Genomic DNA, 13,394 nt, shown 5'->3' with positions numbered 1-13,394 from the left:
GTTATGCGGCATCGGACATCCCACCTAGCAGTCGCCGGAGCAGAGTCCGATTTTGCATGACGTGTTCTAGAGTATAACGGTCGAGCACGGCGAGATAAGCGTCGAGGGCTTCCGCGAACATGCCCTTCAGTCGGCAGGCTGGTGAGATGGTACAGGCACCTCCGCCAGCTTCAAGACATTCGACCAGTCCAAAATCGTTCTCAGTCAACCGTACCAGAGCGCCAATGTTGATTTTATCCGGCGCAGTCGCCAGGCGAATGCCGCCGGCGCGGCCGCGTGTCGTTTCGATAAAGCCAAGGTGGCGTAGATGCTGGGCTACCTTCATAAGGTGATGCCGCGACAGGCCGTAAGCTTCCACGACATCGTTAACCGTGCAGATGCCTGAAGGCCGAGCGGCGACGAAGATGAGAATGCGAAGGGCATAGTCGGTGTGCAGAGTCATCCGCATCAATTTTGCCCTCCGCCACGCGCCAGCTGTATTTGCGACGCCAGCGATAACCCGAAAAGCAGCATGGCCTTGGCTGCCTCCGTCGCGATGTAGAGAAGATGATGATTGGAATTGGGGATTTCCGCACCGGCGATGATTGCGCTGACGCGTGCGTCAAGGATGGGGAGCAGCCAGAATGTTTGGGTAGCCAGAAGTGCCGCCAGCAGCAGGCAGCCCGCCCAACGCCACGGGCGCCAGGAGCTAATGGCAATGCTCAAGGCGACCAGCGCCCATAGTCCCCATTCGATACGGATGAAGAGAGCAAAGGTGACCCTGCCGATCTCGAGGGCCTGTCGCCAGATTGAGTAACGAAGCCTGGAATTTGACCGGCGTCGAGACGAAGGAAACGCCGATCAAAGCCCCGAGCCAAAGCACGGTTAAAAACGCATAGGGGACATCACGAACGGCTAGAAGCAGCGCGAAAAGATCTGTCGGCCTTGCCGTTGGCCGTGGACCATCATAGGGGCCGCCTGGGGACTTTATAGCTTCCCGTGTCAGCATTTGTTGCATCGCTTCCGCCGCTGCATGCTTGGTGGCTTAAATAGGCATTTAATATACCACTTTATAATGACATCTCGTCGGTCTCCTCCCAAGCCGCAAAAAGGTCGCAGATGCGTCGCCGATTGCCGCAGGACATATTTGATCTAAATCAATGACTCGGTCAGGATTCGGGGAGGCTGCGAGCTGAAGCCCGCCTGCTGGGAGGCATACTGACTTATGCCGTCGAGCTCGGCGTGATCGAGAGCAATCCAGCTCATGGTTTTAGCAAGGCAAAGGGCGGAAACACTGGCCGATCGAATCTGATGCGCTGGCACGTTCACTGGAAGCGTAACTATCTAAAATAACTGGTTGAGAGCTATTGCGACTGAATACGTTGGTGCAAACGCCCGATATCTACCTCAAAGCGTTGATGCGTTCCGCGCGCTGCCTGTCCTAATTGATCTGCCTCCTTTGAAGTGGTCCTCCCTGAAGTATGATTTTTGGATGGAGGAAGATATTGATGGCCAGGAAGCGGCATACGGTAGAAGAGACCGTTGCGAACCTGCGGCAAGTGATGTGCTGATGGCACAGCGTCAACAGGTGCAGACGCAGTCCGAGCGATAGGCGATGGTGAGACCGGCGACATTAAAGATGAGTGGGAAGATGCAGGTGGTAAGGGCTTTGGGAATCGCGGGTAAAATGCCAGACCCGAAATCGGTGCGACGGCGACTTCGGGATCGACAAAAGCCGATCAGTAGAGGGTAGGCGATGCCGCAGGTGGAGCGCGAGATGCTAATCCAGCGCGCCGAGAACCACATCGATTACCGAGCTGAACAGGAAGCTGATCGGGGTAGCTAACTCCGTCCGATAGGTGGTTTCGTCGGTGCGTGGGCGAGCAACCTCTTTACTAGGAACGATACTATCCGTCTGGCCGAGGTTTTCGGTTGAACGAAAATCGTAGGGATTCCAGCGAGAGCGCCGCGAACATCAATCTCAATTTTGTCCGTTACGAGGATCAGGATGATCTCGTCCGCAAGCGAGCGGATGATATCTGCTACCCTATCTTGTGGACCGGAATCATCCTCTGCTCAGACAATGACCAAAAAACCGCTACAGAAGAAACGACTGCTACGTCGTTCGGTTAGCAGGGTTCAGGCTCCTCGCTTGGGAGAGCGGGCAGGTGAGCTTCGGGACGTGTTTTCGACCTGTGGCGCTTTATTTGTTGCGCTCGCCATGATCGCCGGAGCTTACTTCAAATTGGAAGGCAGGGGCGCAACGTCATGGGTCATTCAGAATCGGCCCGATTGTTTGGATCGATCTTGATCCTTGTTTGGACTTCGAGGCCGACCATCAGCAAAAGCATTTTCATGAAAAGATCTCGGTATTCGCTTGGAAGTGTCGCTAGTACTTTCGCCTGTAATGCAGCTGTCCTTTCCGTGGCAGCATCAACTAGTTCCGAGCCGAGCTCTGTAAGGTAGAGCGCCATCGCTCGTCCATCCTCTTTCGCCGGGCGCCGCTCGAGAAGGCGCCTGGAGATAAGTCGCGGAACCATTTCTGATACTGTCCCCCGGTCCATTCCGGTAAAAATCGTTAAAGCGCTGATACTACCTCCTTCACAGATTTTTACTCCATAGAGCAGGGCGGCTTGTCTTGGTGTGAGCCCAAGGTCGGCCATGGCGCCATCAAATAACTGATCGGCGCGCGCATGCGCGCGCCGCAAAAGATAATTGACGTTTCTGGTTAGGTCGAAAGGCTCGGAGTTGACTTGGTCAATGTCCGATTGAGATGCCGTATTCTTCATAATTGCTCAACACCGTACTGATAGGAGGTTTTTACTTGTCGTGCGGTTGCGTTAATCCGGATCATAGAGAAAAATCGGAATCAGTGGATAGCGCTCATTCATGATCTGAGCGCTGGGGATCTCTTCCGGTCTGGGGGAGTAATTTAAGTATTGCCCGGAGAATTCCGGCATAGCCGGTGCATCGGCAAATATTTCCAGACAATTGCTCTCTCAACCAGCTTTCGTCTTCATTTTGTTCCGGCTGAGCTTCCAGGAGGAATACGGCGTTCATGATTTGACCGGGCGTGCAAAAACCACACTGGAACCCGCCCTCGTCCGCAAAGGCCTGCTTTACCTTGAGATAAGTGTCCGAGAGGCCCTCGATTGTGAGCACCTCCTGGTCCACTTTAGCTGCGAGGGTCATGCATGCCAGATGAGGGCGACGATCAATCAGAACGGTGCATGTGCCGCATTCTCCCAAGCGGCAACCTTCTTTTGTTCCTGTGAGGCCGAGTTGTTGGCGCAAGATGTCGATCAAGCGGGCACCGGCCGATATCACGACCTCATGGCTCCTTCCATTCACTCGCAAGACGGTTTTCATTCCATGTCTACCTAAACAACGCCGACAAAATCTCTCGAACAACATTGGCTGCGGCAAATGCTTTCCAATGATTATGTTCAAGAGGGTGCGTGCGCAATAACCAGCGATGAACGCATTCGTCGATCACCTGGGCGTCGACGCGGCGACCTATAAGCGCCTTCTCCAAGTCACGCTCTCTCGACGGTGTGGGCGCAACAGAGCCTATGACGATGCGTAGATCCGATGCGATCCCAGTTTCATCGATCTGAGCGGATACGCATATGTTCATTATGGAAAATCCGCCATGCCACAGCGATAGCTTCCGATAGAGTGTGACGCGTTGCCTGGCCTTGGCTGAGATGGTGATCGAGGTGATCGCCTCGCCCGGTCTCACGCCAAGCTCACCTGGGCCGATATATAGTTTTTCGATATCTACGCGCCGGGAGGTGTCTACCGTCCGGAGTTCAACTTCGGCATCAAGCGCTATCAGTGTTGTAGCTAGATCCGAGGGTGTTACTGCCTGGCAGCGATGCGCATCTTGTATTGCGTGGTAGAAGCGATGATCCCCAGTTATGGCGTAACACGGACGACTGCTGCCACTGCGTTTATAGCAGTCAAATCCATTGCGATAAAACCAGCATCGTTTGGCTTGAGCGAGGTTGCCGGCAAGCGTTGCCGACTGGCGTATCTGCGGCGTGGCGATTTGCAGCACTGTTTCGACGAGTGCGGAGCCGAAGAATTTGCTGGTGGAAAGTTCGGAAAGCGTAACTGCAGCGCCGATAGAGAGAGAGCCATCAGAGCGCATCTCAATTTTCTTCAGTTCGTTGATGGCCGTCAGATCGACGATGGTTTCGGGTACCGGCAGCCCGCTGGTCTCAAGAGCGAGAATGTCGGTGCCCCCCCCGATGGGAGCTGCGGCCTGGGTGTGATCCAGAAGAAGGAGCGCTTGGGATAAGGACGTGGGCTTATGAAACGTTCCGATGGGACTGGGTGGATGCCGTTGATCAAGATGCGCGGCGAACCAGCGCATTCCTTGATAGAGCCCTCGTGGGTACAGTTGACGTACGAAGGCCGTCCACCACCGTTCCGGGCGGAAAGCTATTTTCCCGGCATGTTGAGGCGCCCCATCTCTGGTCCTGAGCGCCTGAAGGACGCGATCTGGAGAATGCGGCGCTTCCTTCAGTCGTATCCCAACGGCGTTGTGAATAGCGTTGGTGATCGCTGGGCCTATCGTAATTAAAGGTATTTCGCCGAGCCCCTTGGCGCCAAAAGGTCCTAAATTATCCGCCTCTCCGACAAATATGGTTTTTATGTTCGGCATATCGCTGGCACGCGGCAGCACATAATCGGAATATGTCGGGTTGACGACGCGGCCATCTTGAAAAATGAGGGACTCGCCGAGAACGGCACCCATCCCCATGACGATGCCGCCTTCGACCTGTCCCTGGGCGCTGATGGGATTCAGGATGGTTCCAGAATCGTGAACGGCGACGACATTGAGAACTTTGACGATTCCGGTTTTTTGATCGACCTCAACTTCGACCGCATGAGCTGCGAACGAATAGGTAGGTGCAATGTCTTCATACCCTTGAGGATCGGGCCCGTGACTTTTGCCAATATATTGGGCCTCGACAGAATAAATGCCGTTTCCGGTCAGTTTCACCAGTTGAGCTAAATCGATCGTGTGGTTGCCTCGACGGGCGCTGCCACTTGTCCATTGAATATCTTCAATATCAGCATCAAGGTGCGCAGCTGCCAGGGCGGAAAGCTCGGTCCGGGCTTTCTCGGCCAATAATCGCGCTGCCGTGACCGATACGAAACTGCCACGGGATGCGCCAGCTCCCGCATCGTGGGGGGTCGTGGCCGTATCGATCGTGACGATGGATATTTGTTCCACCGGAACATCCAGAACGTCCGCGACGGCTTGGCAGATCAGTGTTTTCTGGCCGGTGCCTGCATCGCCGCAACCTGAGCGGATTCGAATGGAACCGCCGCTTTCCACATCAAGAGCGCAAGTGGAATTCAGCATGTAATCGCGTGAGAGGGCCGTCACATGTATCGTACAGGCGATACCGACACCGCGACCGGAGCCACTGATTTTGCGTTTCTCGTCCCAACCAATCTCTCGGCGGGCGGTTGTCAGGCATTCCCGCAGCGCGGCTGATTTAATGGACCAACCGGTGACCGATGTTTCTCCGGGCTCTGCGATCGCATTGGTAAGACGAAAATCGATTGGATCAATTCCGGCGGCCTCGGCAAGTTCATCCACGGCGCATTCGAGCGCCCAGTTCACAGCGTAGCCGCCTGCGCCCCGAAATGAGGATGCCGATGTTTTATTGGTGTAAACACAGCGTCCATTGACTTGATAACTATGCCAGCGGTAGCTGGCGCCGAGCGCAATGGAGCCATAGAGCATCTCGCCCGGTCCGGCTTGGTTGTAGGCGCCATTATCGACATCGAATTTTGCGACAAGATCGGTGACTTTGCCGTTGGCGTCACAACCGAGCTCAAGATCGATATCCCAAGACAAGCGCCATTTTGTGAAGGCAAACTCATCCGCTCGCGATTGATACAAGGCAACTGGGCGGGCCGTTGCCAGGCTGAGAGCGCATGCCAGAGCCTCTGTGCTGGATATCTGTGTGCGTCCTCCAAAGTCGCCGCCAATAGATACCTCGTGAAGGCGAACCTCGTTGGGAGCAAGACCGAAGAGCTGGGCGAGATCACGATGTATTAAGCGAGGATTCTGCGAAGGCGCCCAAACATGCAGGCAACGTTCGTCCGGTCTCCAATGGGCCTTGACTGTGTGTGGCTCCATGGTCGCATGCGTCTGTCGGCTCGATCGGTAAGCCGTTCGCAGAAAGTGCCTTGAAGCGGAGGGATGCTTAGAAGCAGTCCCAAATGAGCGATCCACACCAAGCGCAACGTTCTTCTCTGTTGGATGAGGATGTATGGCTGCCGCTGCTCGTGCGAGAGATTTTTCGATCGAATCGAGCACGGGGAGCGGGCGATAACGAACGGCAATGAGATTGATGGCCTGTGCCGCTATTTCAGCGGTTGCTGCAGCCACAATGGCAACCGGCTCTCCGATATGGCGAACGACCTTGGCGGCCAGAATTTGTCGATCCCGATCGGGCTCGCGATAATCCAGATAGCGATTTTCGGTAACGTCGGCGGCGGTCAGAACCGCATGAACGCCTGGCAGAGATCGAGCCCGAGTGACTTCTATGTCGATGATTTCGGCATGGGCATGAGGGCTACGAAGGACCATGGCGATCAGCTCGCCGTCTAGTGATACATCCGCAGTATAGAGCGCGCTGCCGCTCGTTATCGCGTTCCAATCAACATGCCGTGTCCGAGCGCCGACTACCGTCATCGCGGATCTCACACCTCCATTTTCAAAAGAAGGCATGACCCGTTTCCGAAGTTGCAGTCTTGACGGCGGCATGCGCTGGGTAAGGCGCGTGCATGCCGACTAAGAATGCCTGATGTCTTTTGCCATGGAAGGCGAGCTGTTGAATGCTCTCAGCTCGTGTCACGGGTTCCTCGGATCGGGTGGCCTTATTATAAATAGTACGTCATAATTTCAGTTCGTCAAATATTTTTCGTATCTGCAATGAGTGTTCGCCGAAAAGATGCCGTCGACGGTCCTCGCTAAGCCTCGCTCCAAGCAAGATATCTGTTGGGGCCTATGCGTACGCTGTTTCTTCCCGATCGATACTTCGGCATCGTGCGGCTTAGAAAGAAAGACCATCGGAGAAAACCCATAGAACGGTGGCTTCGCTGCCGGACGCGCATCTCCACGAATGCGGCGTATTGGACTTAAATTGGATGAACTGGCCGGCTGAAAGAAGAATGTCCCGTCCATCAATGCGATAAGAAATTTTGCCTGCTATGACATAGCAGAGCTCCTCGCCGACATGACTCATGTCGTGCCCGCCAGAGCCCGCGCCTTTGGAGAGAATTCCGATCCGCGCTTCGAGCACGCCTGGTACGAAGTGGCCACTGACGTCCTGGAGGACCAAGCCCATGTCATCATAATGAATGGTTTCGCGAGCGAAAGAGCGAACGACGACCTGTGAGAGCGGTGAATCGCGGTAGCGTCCGATGAGGAAGCCCAAATTCTCCCCCAATGCTTGGGCGAGGTTAATCGCATTCACTAAGCTTGGTCGCAGATGTCCGTTTTCAATTTTGCTGATGGTGCTCGCAGGCACGTTGGAAAGTTTCGCTAACTGGCCGATCGTTAGTCCGTGGGACATACGCATATTGCGCAATCGCTCACCGATTTTTTGCGCCTCGTCATCCGGCTCTATGTCGCTATGAGCCATCTTGCCCGTACCTTCCTTACTGTTGAGCCGGAGGAGTAAATTCTGCTTAGTTTCGCAGATCTGAAACACAGAGAAGAAGACTGCGGCGGCCAACAGAGTTTTCTATACGCGTGGGTACCTCATCGAGAAGATGAATGGCGTCTTGCGTGCGAAGGTGTTCAAAACGGCCGTTTGGAAATTGGAGCGAAACGCTTCCCTCAAGTACATAGATAAACAACGGAGCTTTCTTCAATTCTTTCTCGACACTCTTTTTGGGGCTCAAGCTCAGGATTTCGGCGCGCATCGCACGGTCTCCGATCGCGCCTGAGAGGTCCACGGCTGTGTCGGGGATGGCCTGTGGAGAGCCATGGACCATGGTCACGGATCGAATTGCATCTCGCGCCGCGGTGACCAAATCCGGCAAAGGCTGTCCCAGAGCGTCGGAGAGGCTGACGGCCGTTTGCAAGCTTGGATTGGTATTTCCGCGCTCGATCTTCTGAATACCGGCAACACTAATACCGCTTTCCGTCGCCAAGCGTTGCAACGACCAGCCTCGTTGAAGACGTAGCCTGCGGAATTCGCGGCCAAGAGCCATCATTTCCTGTTCGCCAAAGGCCCCCTCCTCCTGAAGGGGGTCTTCGGGCGCTGTTACCTTCCGAGGCATTGATCCAAACCTAATGTTTCTAATAGGTGTCTATGTTGACACTATAAGAAAAGTCAAGATCGTCGGCTCGGCCCGCTCAGGACATCAATCCCGTTTGGGTTTCTGGGTGCCATCTGAGGACGCGGCGACGGACAGCGCTCATAATCTGAATGAGAAGAAGGCCGACGACCGAGAGTTCGAATAAGCCGGCGAAAACGCCAACAGAATCCGCGAATCTCCAGGCTTCCATCATGGAGCCACCCAGGCCAGCGCCACCAAGCATCATTTCGGTAATGACGGCAATAATCAGAGCGATCGGAAGGGCGACTTCTATGCCACTGAGAATCTGGGGCGCGGCCGCGGGGAGTATCGCTGTGTACCAAAGATGATGTTCGCGAGCGCCGAGATTGCGCGCGGACCAGATAAGGTATCGATCCATGCCCTGAATTCCAGCCACGGTACTGGTGATGACGGGAAAGATCGCATCGCAAACGATCATGAGGACTTTTGAACTATCATACACTCCAAGCCACAGAATGAAGATGGGCATGAAGGTGATCTTGGGCAAGGGAAAGCCCAGCGAGATGAGGGGAGTTAAGAGCCAGTTCGCCGTTGCGTTCCGGGCGATGATAAAGCCGATTGCAACTCCCACAACAACGGCGATCCCAAACCCGAGTAGCGCTCTCCTCATCGTTTCAAGGAGATTTTCTGGGAATGTTCCATCCCCGAGTTCAGTCCAAAATCGAGCCAGAACATCGCTAAACGAAGGCAGCATATAGGGAGAGACGATCTGCATCCGTGCAACGATCTCCCAAACCAGCAGCAGAACCAGCAGGGAGCCGTAGTTGCGCAGAAGGTCAACGATCGCTTTTGCAATCTGGATCGTGAACTTGCGTTGAGAGGATGGGAGGTTGGGAGCTATTGCCATGAGAGCACCGAACTGGTGAACCGCGCATAGAGACGATCGGCCAGCAATCCGATGCCGGCGATGGTCAAAACAACAGCGAACATCCCGTCATACTGGCCAGTGCCACCGAGAAGGCCGATGAGATAGCCTAGGCCATTCTTGGCGACGATGAGTTCCGCGCTGACCAAAAGGACAAATGCAAGGGCGAGGGCCGTTCTAATCCCGTTTAGAAGCTCGGGGAGGGCGCTTGGGACAACGACGTCTATGAGCGTGCGTAGCTTGCTTGCGCCCATTCCCCGCGCCGACCATATCAGAACGCGCTCACAGCCTCGGGCGCCATTGTAGGCGCCTATGGTCACCGGGAGAATGCAGCCAAGAGCTATAAGAACAACTTTGGAGGCGTCTCCAAGGCCCAACCATAGGGCGGTCACGGGTATGAGTGCCGATTTTGGTATGGGATAAAAGGCTTCCATGAGCGGACGGAAGAGGAGCCGAATGGGCGTCCAGGTCGCCATCGATACTCCAAGGACACTTCCCGTTATGACGGCGATCAGAAGCCCCGCGCCGGCCCGTCCGAGTGACATTCCAGCGTGGATGAAAAGTTCGCCATCGCGAGCGAGCTGAAACCAAGCCACGGCGATATGCGAAATGGGTGGTAACGAATCCATGCGCACCAGGCCAACCCGCGGGGCCAATTCCCACAAAATGGCGAGAGCTAGGATGCTAATGTTTCTTTTGACGCCGCTCATCATGGGAGGTCGCCCTATTTCGCTTCGTGCAGGAGGTGCCAGATTTCTTCAACCTGATCCACGAACACTTGCGATTTCACGAAGTCTGGATCAGAGCGGTCGATATTCGTCGGTATAACCGACTTCAATCGCCCGGGGCGCGCCGACATTACGAAAATCCGGTCAGCGAGCAGAACTGCTTCATGTACGTCGTGTGTCACAAAGACGACCGCTTTGGGAGAGCGTCGCCAAAGCGCCAGAAGTTCGATTTGCATCAGATGGCGGGTCTGCGCATCCAATGCTCCAAATGGCTCGTCCATCAAAAGAGTCGTCGGATCCAGGACAAGTGTTCGGGCGATGGCAGCTCGCTGACGCATTCCGCCCGAGAGTTGGGACGGGTAGCTCTCCTCAAATCCGCTGAGACCGACTTGAGCAAGAATGTCCTGAACTTTCTGGGTCGCTTCCTGGCGCGGAATCCCTTTGCGTTCGAGACCGTACATGACGTTCGCACGGACGGTCTTCCAGGGGAATAGTGCAAAATGTTGAAAGACGATACCGCGATCCGGCCCAGGTTCCCGCACGGGTCGGCCAAGGACGGATATCGATCCCTGTTCGATCGGTAGAAATCCACCCATAAGATAAAGCAGAGTCGACTTGCCACAGCCCGATGGACCCAGCAGGGCGACAAACTCATTTTTGGCGACCGTCAAACTTACGTTATCTAAGGCGATCACCTGACGCCCCTGTTTGGGTCGATAAGTGTGGGTGACGCCGTCGACGACAATCTGTGCTGTCTGATCGCTTGTATTCACATCAATCACATCGGCCCGCCCCGATGAAATCCGCATCGCTTGCCTCTTGCTTATCGTGGTTGGCAGCTGCGAGAGCGTCTATCCGGACGGAAAAGTCATTCCGTTCTACAGATAGGCGCCCTCGTCAAACGGCTTATTAGATCTATGCCAGCTGCTCGTTCGCGGCTGGGAAGATGCGATTTTCCAATCTTCCGATACCGTCAATCTCGACGGCGATCACATCGCCGGCCTTTAGCAAGCGTGCTTTGCCCGCGTACATGTGTTCGAAAACTTTCTCCATTTCATTCCACCCAACCTTAATTCCATTGGCCATTCCTGCCCCGGCGCCCGTGCCGCAAGCGATGACATCGCCCGGTGAAAGGGTCGTAACAGAGCTGACCGTTTCGATAAGGCGAGGAATCTCGAAGATAATATTGCTCGTCGAGTAATTCTGCACCATGTCTCCGTTATGGAAACATTTGATCGAAATGTCCGAAACATCGCTCATGAACTTACGCGGAAGAATGTAGGGGCCAATCGGGCCGAAGCTGTCATTGCCCTTGTTGGAGAACCAATCGTAATCAAATGTTTCGTTCCAGCGACGCATGCGATCGCGCGCGGAAATGTCATTGAAGCAGGTATATCCAGCAATATAATCGAATGCATCCGCTCTACTGACGTTCTTAGCGGTACGGCCGATCACAACCGCGATTTCGGCCTCCCAGTCGGTGTAGTCCGACCTTGGGGTCAGTCTGACTTTGTCGCCGTGTCCGATCAGAGTGTGCTTTGATCCCTTGTAGAAAAAATAGGGCTCTTGCTTGTCGGGTTCGGGAGGTGCTGCTCCCATTTCCTTGGAATGATCATAGAAGTTTGAGCCCGCATTTAAAACTTTATCCGGATAAAGAATGGGAGGGCAGAACTCCACCTCTTTAGGAGAGTAGGCGAAGTTAGGCTTCGATTGAACCAGGTAGTTGGCGACGTCATCGAGGATGGAGTCAAATAGATCCCATTCTTCCAAGATATCGAGCATCGAATAGTTGTGCCGGGCTTTGAAGAAGTCGCGACGACCCGTCGCGGCTTTGAAAGCCTCATAGGCTGCGTTGAAGTCGAATAGAGTGCCGTCAATTTCCAGCACCACGAAGGGATGCGACCGGTGCGACACTGTTGCGAGGCGATACACGACTGACATTTGTTCTCCCATTTTAAAAAAATGTTACAGGCCATCCCCTATCTGGCGGCCCAGCCATCGAAGCCTTATGACGAGCAAATAGGTGCCGCGTTAAACCGCCCAAATAGGCGGTACCAAACCTTTGTCTTCGAGGGTTCTGCGAAAGCGAATGCTCGATTCGACGATGTCGAACGGCATGGCCGACGATACGCCGACTTCGCTCATATTCTCTTGATCGATCTTGGCGACGATGAAGAAGGGACCGCGCCGCGATTCTCTGGCAGAGAACGCTTGTTCCAACTCGTAGGTGTCGTGCGCGGAGTATACTTCCGTCAGGCCAGCGCCTCGCGCAATCGCAGCGAGATCAGATCCTGTTGCCGTGGCCGAGGGGATGGAGCCAGTTGTCACGTAAGCGCGGTTGTCGATCACGAGAATGGTTAGGTTTGGCGGGGCGTACCGGGCCACTGTCGTGAGTGTTGCAAGGCCGGCCAGCATCGAGCCATCCCCCTCAACGGCATAGATTGGCTCTTGAGGTAGCGACAGCGCCAGGCCCAGGCACACAGCTGTGGGATAACCTAGCTCCATATTGTAGATGGTGGCTGGCCGATGGGCGAGAGCGTAGAGAATGCGCCCTCCAAAGCTAGGCCCCAGAACCGCGGGACTTTCTTCGCGATAGCGCGCAAATATTTGGAGGACGTCATGCCTGTTCATGGGCGCTCTCCGCATGCAAAGCGTGTCGAGGCAAAAGAAGTGCGACTGGGCATCGATCTCCGTACACCGTCATCTGAGCTTCTTTTATGAGTAGAGGCAGGTCGGCGCCGCGCATAACGACGACATAAGGAATTCGCAAAGCATCCAACAGTGGCTCGGTTACGCGCCGGGTCGCCGCCGCATAATCATGACGCTCACCCAGAGCTCTATTGTGGCTCGCTAAAATGAGCATGGGAGTGCGTTGCACCACGGCTCGTGCGAGTGCCAGCCCCGCTAAGCCCAATCCGGACCCCTCGGTGAACAGAACAGGCCAGCGCCCGCCTAGATAGGCACCCATGGCGAGGGCGACCCCTTCGTCCTCTCTTGAGCAACTTACCGAAACAAAATCGGGATCGTCCGCAAGGGCGTGGATCAGCGGATAGTTGATTGTGTCCGGAAGATGGGCGGCGAAGCTGATACCGGCTTCCTTAAGCGCCAGATGGGCGGATCTTATCGCGCCCATATCGTGCTTGTAGCCCGCGCGGGCCGGGGATGCTTTTGCGGCCGACATTGATCCTCCCAGACACGCCAATCGAATTTATCGAGGCTCTCCTCAATGTAGCGATCGTGAACCGCCTCGATAATTATGTCAATTGGAATATTATTTCTCTTATATGAATTTAATGCGCGGGTGCTGATCGGTGTATGAGAGAGGCTCGATCGTCAGTGATTATATGTAGTATACATCATTTAAGGTCCTGGCTGTCTACAAAATTTTGATGATAAATCGGATATAAAGGCTAAGGCAGAGATCAAAAAATGATCAGCTATTTGTA

13 protein-coding genes are annotated in these 13,394 nt (G+C 54.7%); all 13 read right to left on the bottom strand.

Going from position 1 to position 13,394, the window contains the following annotated elements:
• Window position 1 precedes the first annotated feature (1 nt).
• The 13 genes from BLW50_RS29315 to BLW50_RS29250 all read right to left on the bottom strand — a co-directional run bounded on the left by BLW50_RS29315 (window position 2) and on the right by BLW50_RS29250 (window position 13,129).
• A complete protein-coding gene (locus tag BLW50_RS29315; RefSeq protein ID WP_090710488.1) occupies window positions 2–448 on the bottom strand; it encodes an Rrf2 family transcriptional regulator in 447 nt (148 codons plus the stop codon).
• On the bottom strand, window positions 448–705 hold the full coding sequence (locus BLW50_RS29310; RefSeq protein ID WP_090710485.1) for a hypothetical protein: 258 nt from the start codon (window positions 703–705) through the stop codon (window positions 448–450). The genes BLW50_RS29315 and BLW50_RS29310 overlap by 1 nt, the downstream gene beginning before the upstream one ends.
• A gap of 1,547 nt (window positions 706–2,252) precedes the next feature.
• On the bottom strand, window positions 2,253–2,768 hold the full coding sequence (locus BLW50_RS29300; RefSeq protein ID WP_090710480.1) for a MarR family winged helix-turn-helix transcriptional regulator: 516 nt from the start codon (window positions 2,766–2,768) through the stop codon (window positions 2,253–2,255).
• Window positions 2,769–2,862: 94 nt separating this feature from the next.
• Window positions 2,863–3,348 carry a (2Fe-2S)-binding protein gene (locus BLW50_RS29295; protein WP_090710478.1) on the bottom strand — a complete coding sequence of 162 codons (486 nt, stop codon included), beginning with the start codon at window positions 3,346–3,348 and terminating at the stop codon, window positions 2,863–2,865.
• A gap of 7 nt (window positions 3,349–3,355) precedes the next feature.
• Complete coding sequence (locus BLW50_RS29290) at window positions 3,356–6,736, bottom strand: molybdopterin cofactor-binding domain-containing protein (RefSeq protein WP_170850455.1); 3,381 nt, start codon at window positions 6,734–6,736, stop codon at window positions 3,356–3,358.
• A 325-nt stretch (window positions 6,737–7,061) separates the two neighbouring features.
• Window positions 7,062–7,745 (bottom strand): helix-turn-helix domain-containing protein, encoded by a 684-nt coding sequence (locus BLW50_RS29285; protein WP_139267781.1) that lies wholly within the window; start codon window positions 7,743–7,745, stop codon window positions 7,062–7,064.
• Window positions 7,699–8,229 (bottom strand): helix-turn-helix domain-containing protein, encoded by a 531-nt coding sequence (locus BLW50_RS29280; protein ID WP_210186181.1) that lies wholly within the window; start codon window positions 8,227–8,229, stop codon window positions 7,699–7,701. The genes BLW50_RS29285 and BLW50_RS29280 overlap by 47 nt, the downstream gene beginning before the upstream one ends.
• 142 nt (window positions 8,230–8,371) lie before the next feature.
• Entirely contained in the window at window positions 8,372–9,202 is an 831-nt protein-coding gene (locus BLW50_RS29275; protein ID WP_090710468.1) for an ABC transporter permease, read from the bottom strand.
• Entirely contained in the window at window positions 9,193–9,933 is a 741-nt protein-coding gene (locus BLW50_RS29270) for an ABC transporter permease (RefSeq protein WP_090710466.1), read from the bottom strand. Before BLW50_RS29270 ends, BLW50_RS29275 begins: the two co-directional genes overlap by 10 nt.
• An 11-nt stretch (window positions 9,934–9,944) precedes the next feature.
• Entirely contained in the window at window positions 9,945–10,757 is an 813-nt protein-coding gene (locus BLW50_RS29265) for an ABC transporter ATP-binding protein (protein WP_090710465.1), read from the bottom strand.
• Window positions 10,758–10,863: 106 nt separating this feature from the next.
• On the bottom strand, window positions 10,864–11,889 hold the full coding sequence (locus BLW50_RS29260) for a fumarylacetoacetate hydrolase family protein (RefSeq protein WP_170850454.1): 1,026 nt from the start codon (window positions 11,887–11,889) through the stop codon (window positions 10,864–10,866).
• A 90-nt stretch (window positions 11,890–11,979) separates the two neighbouring features.
• A complete protein-coding gene (locus BLW50_RS29255; protein WP_170850453.1) occupies window positions 11,980–12,579 on the bottom strand; it encodes a thiamine pyrophosphate-dependent enzyme in 600 nt (199 codons plus the stop codon).
• Window positions 12,566–13,129, bottom strand: a complete 564-nt coding sequence (locus BLW50_RS29250) for a thiamine pyrophosphate-binding protein (RefSeq protein ID WP_090710458.1) — start codon at window positions 13,127–13,129, stop codon at window positions 12,566–12,568. Before BLW50_RS29250 ends, BLW50_RS29255 begins: the two co-directional genes overlap by 14 nt.
• Window positions 13,130–13,394: the final 265 nt, after the last annotated feature.

This window comes from Beijerinckia sp. 28-YEA-48 (assembly GCF_900104955.1).
Taxonomy (GTDB): Bacteria; Pseudomonadota; Alphaproteobacteria; order Rhizobiales; family Beijerinckiaceae; genus Terripilifer.
Note: the sequence above shows the minus strand (reverse complement) of the source record. Positions and strands in the feature narration are given on the sequence as shown.

Coding starts and splice junctions, on each gene's coding strand:
- BLW50_RS29260 (WP_170850454.1), bottom strand. CDS start 11,889: ATGTCAGTCGTGTATCGCCTCGCAACAGTGTCGCACCGGTCGCATCCC.
- BLW50_RS29315 (WP_090710488.1), bottom strand. CDS start 448: ATGCGGATGACTCTGCACACCGACTATGCCCTTCGCATTCTCATCTTC.
- BLW50_RS29270 (WP_090710466.1), bottom strand. CDS start 9,933: ATGATGAGCGGCGTCAAAAGAAACATTAGCATCCTAGCTCTCGCCATT.
- BLW50_RS29265 (WP_090710465.1), bottom strand. CDS start 10,757: ATGCGGATTTCATCGGGGCGGGCCGATGTGATTGATGTGAATACAAGC.
- BLW50_RS29250 (WP_090710458.1), bottom strand. CDS start 13,129: ATGTCGGCCGCAAAAGCATCCCCGGCCCGCGCGGGCTACAAGCACGAT.
- BLW50_RS29275 (WP_090710468.1), bottom strand. CDS start 9,202: ATGGCAATAGCTCCCAACCTCCCATCCTCTCAACGCAAGTTCACGATC.
- BLW50_RS29290 (WP_170850455.1), bottom strand. CDS start 6,736: ATGCCTTCTTTTGAAAATGGAGGTGTGAGATCCGCGATGACGGTAGTC.
- BLW50_RS29255 (WP_170850453.1), bottom strand. CDS start 12,579: ATGAACAGGCATGACGTCCTCCAAATATTTGCGCGCTATCGCGAAGAA.
- BLW50_RS29295 (WP_090710478.1), bottom strand. CDS start 3,348: ATGAAAACCGTCTTGCGAGTGAATGGAAGGAGCCATGAGGTCGTGATA.
- BLW50_RS29280 (WP_210186181.1), bottom strand. CDS start 8,229: ATGATGGCTCTTGGCCGCGAATTCCGCAGGCTACGTCTTCAACGAGGC.
- BLW50_RS29300 (WP_090710480.1), bottom strand. CDS start 2,768: ATGAAGAATACGGCATCTCAATCGGACATTGACCAAGTCAACTCCGAG.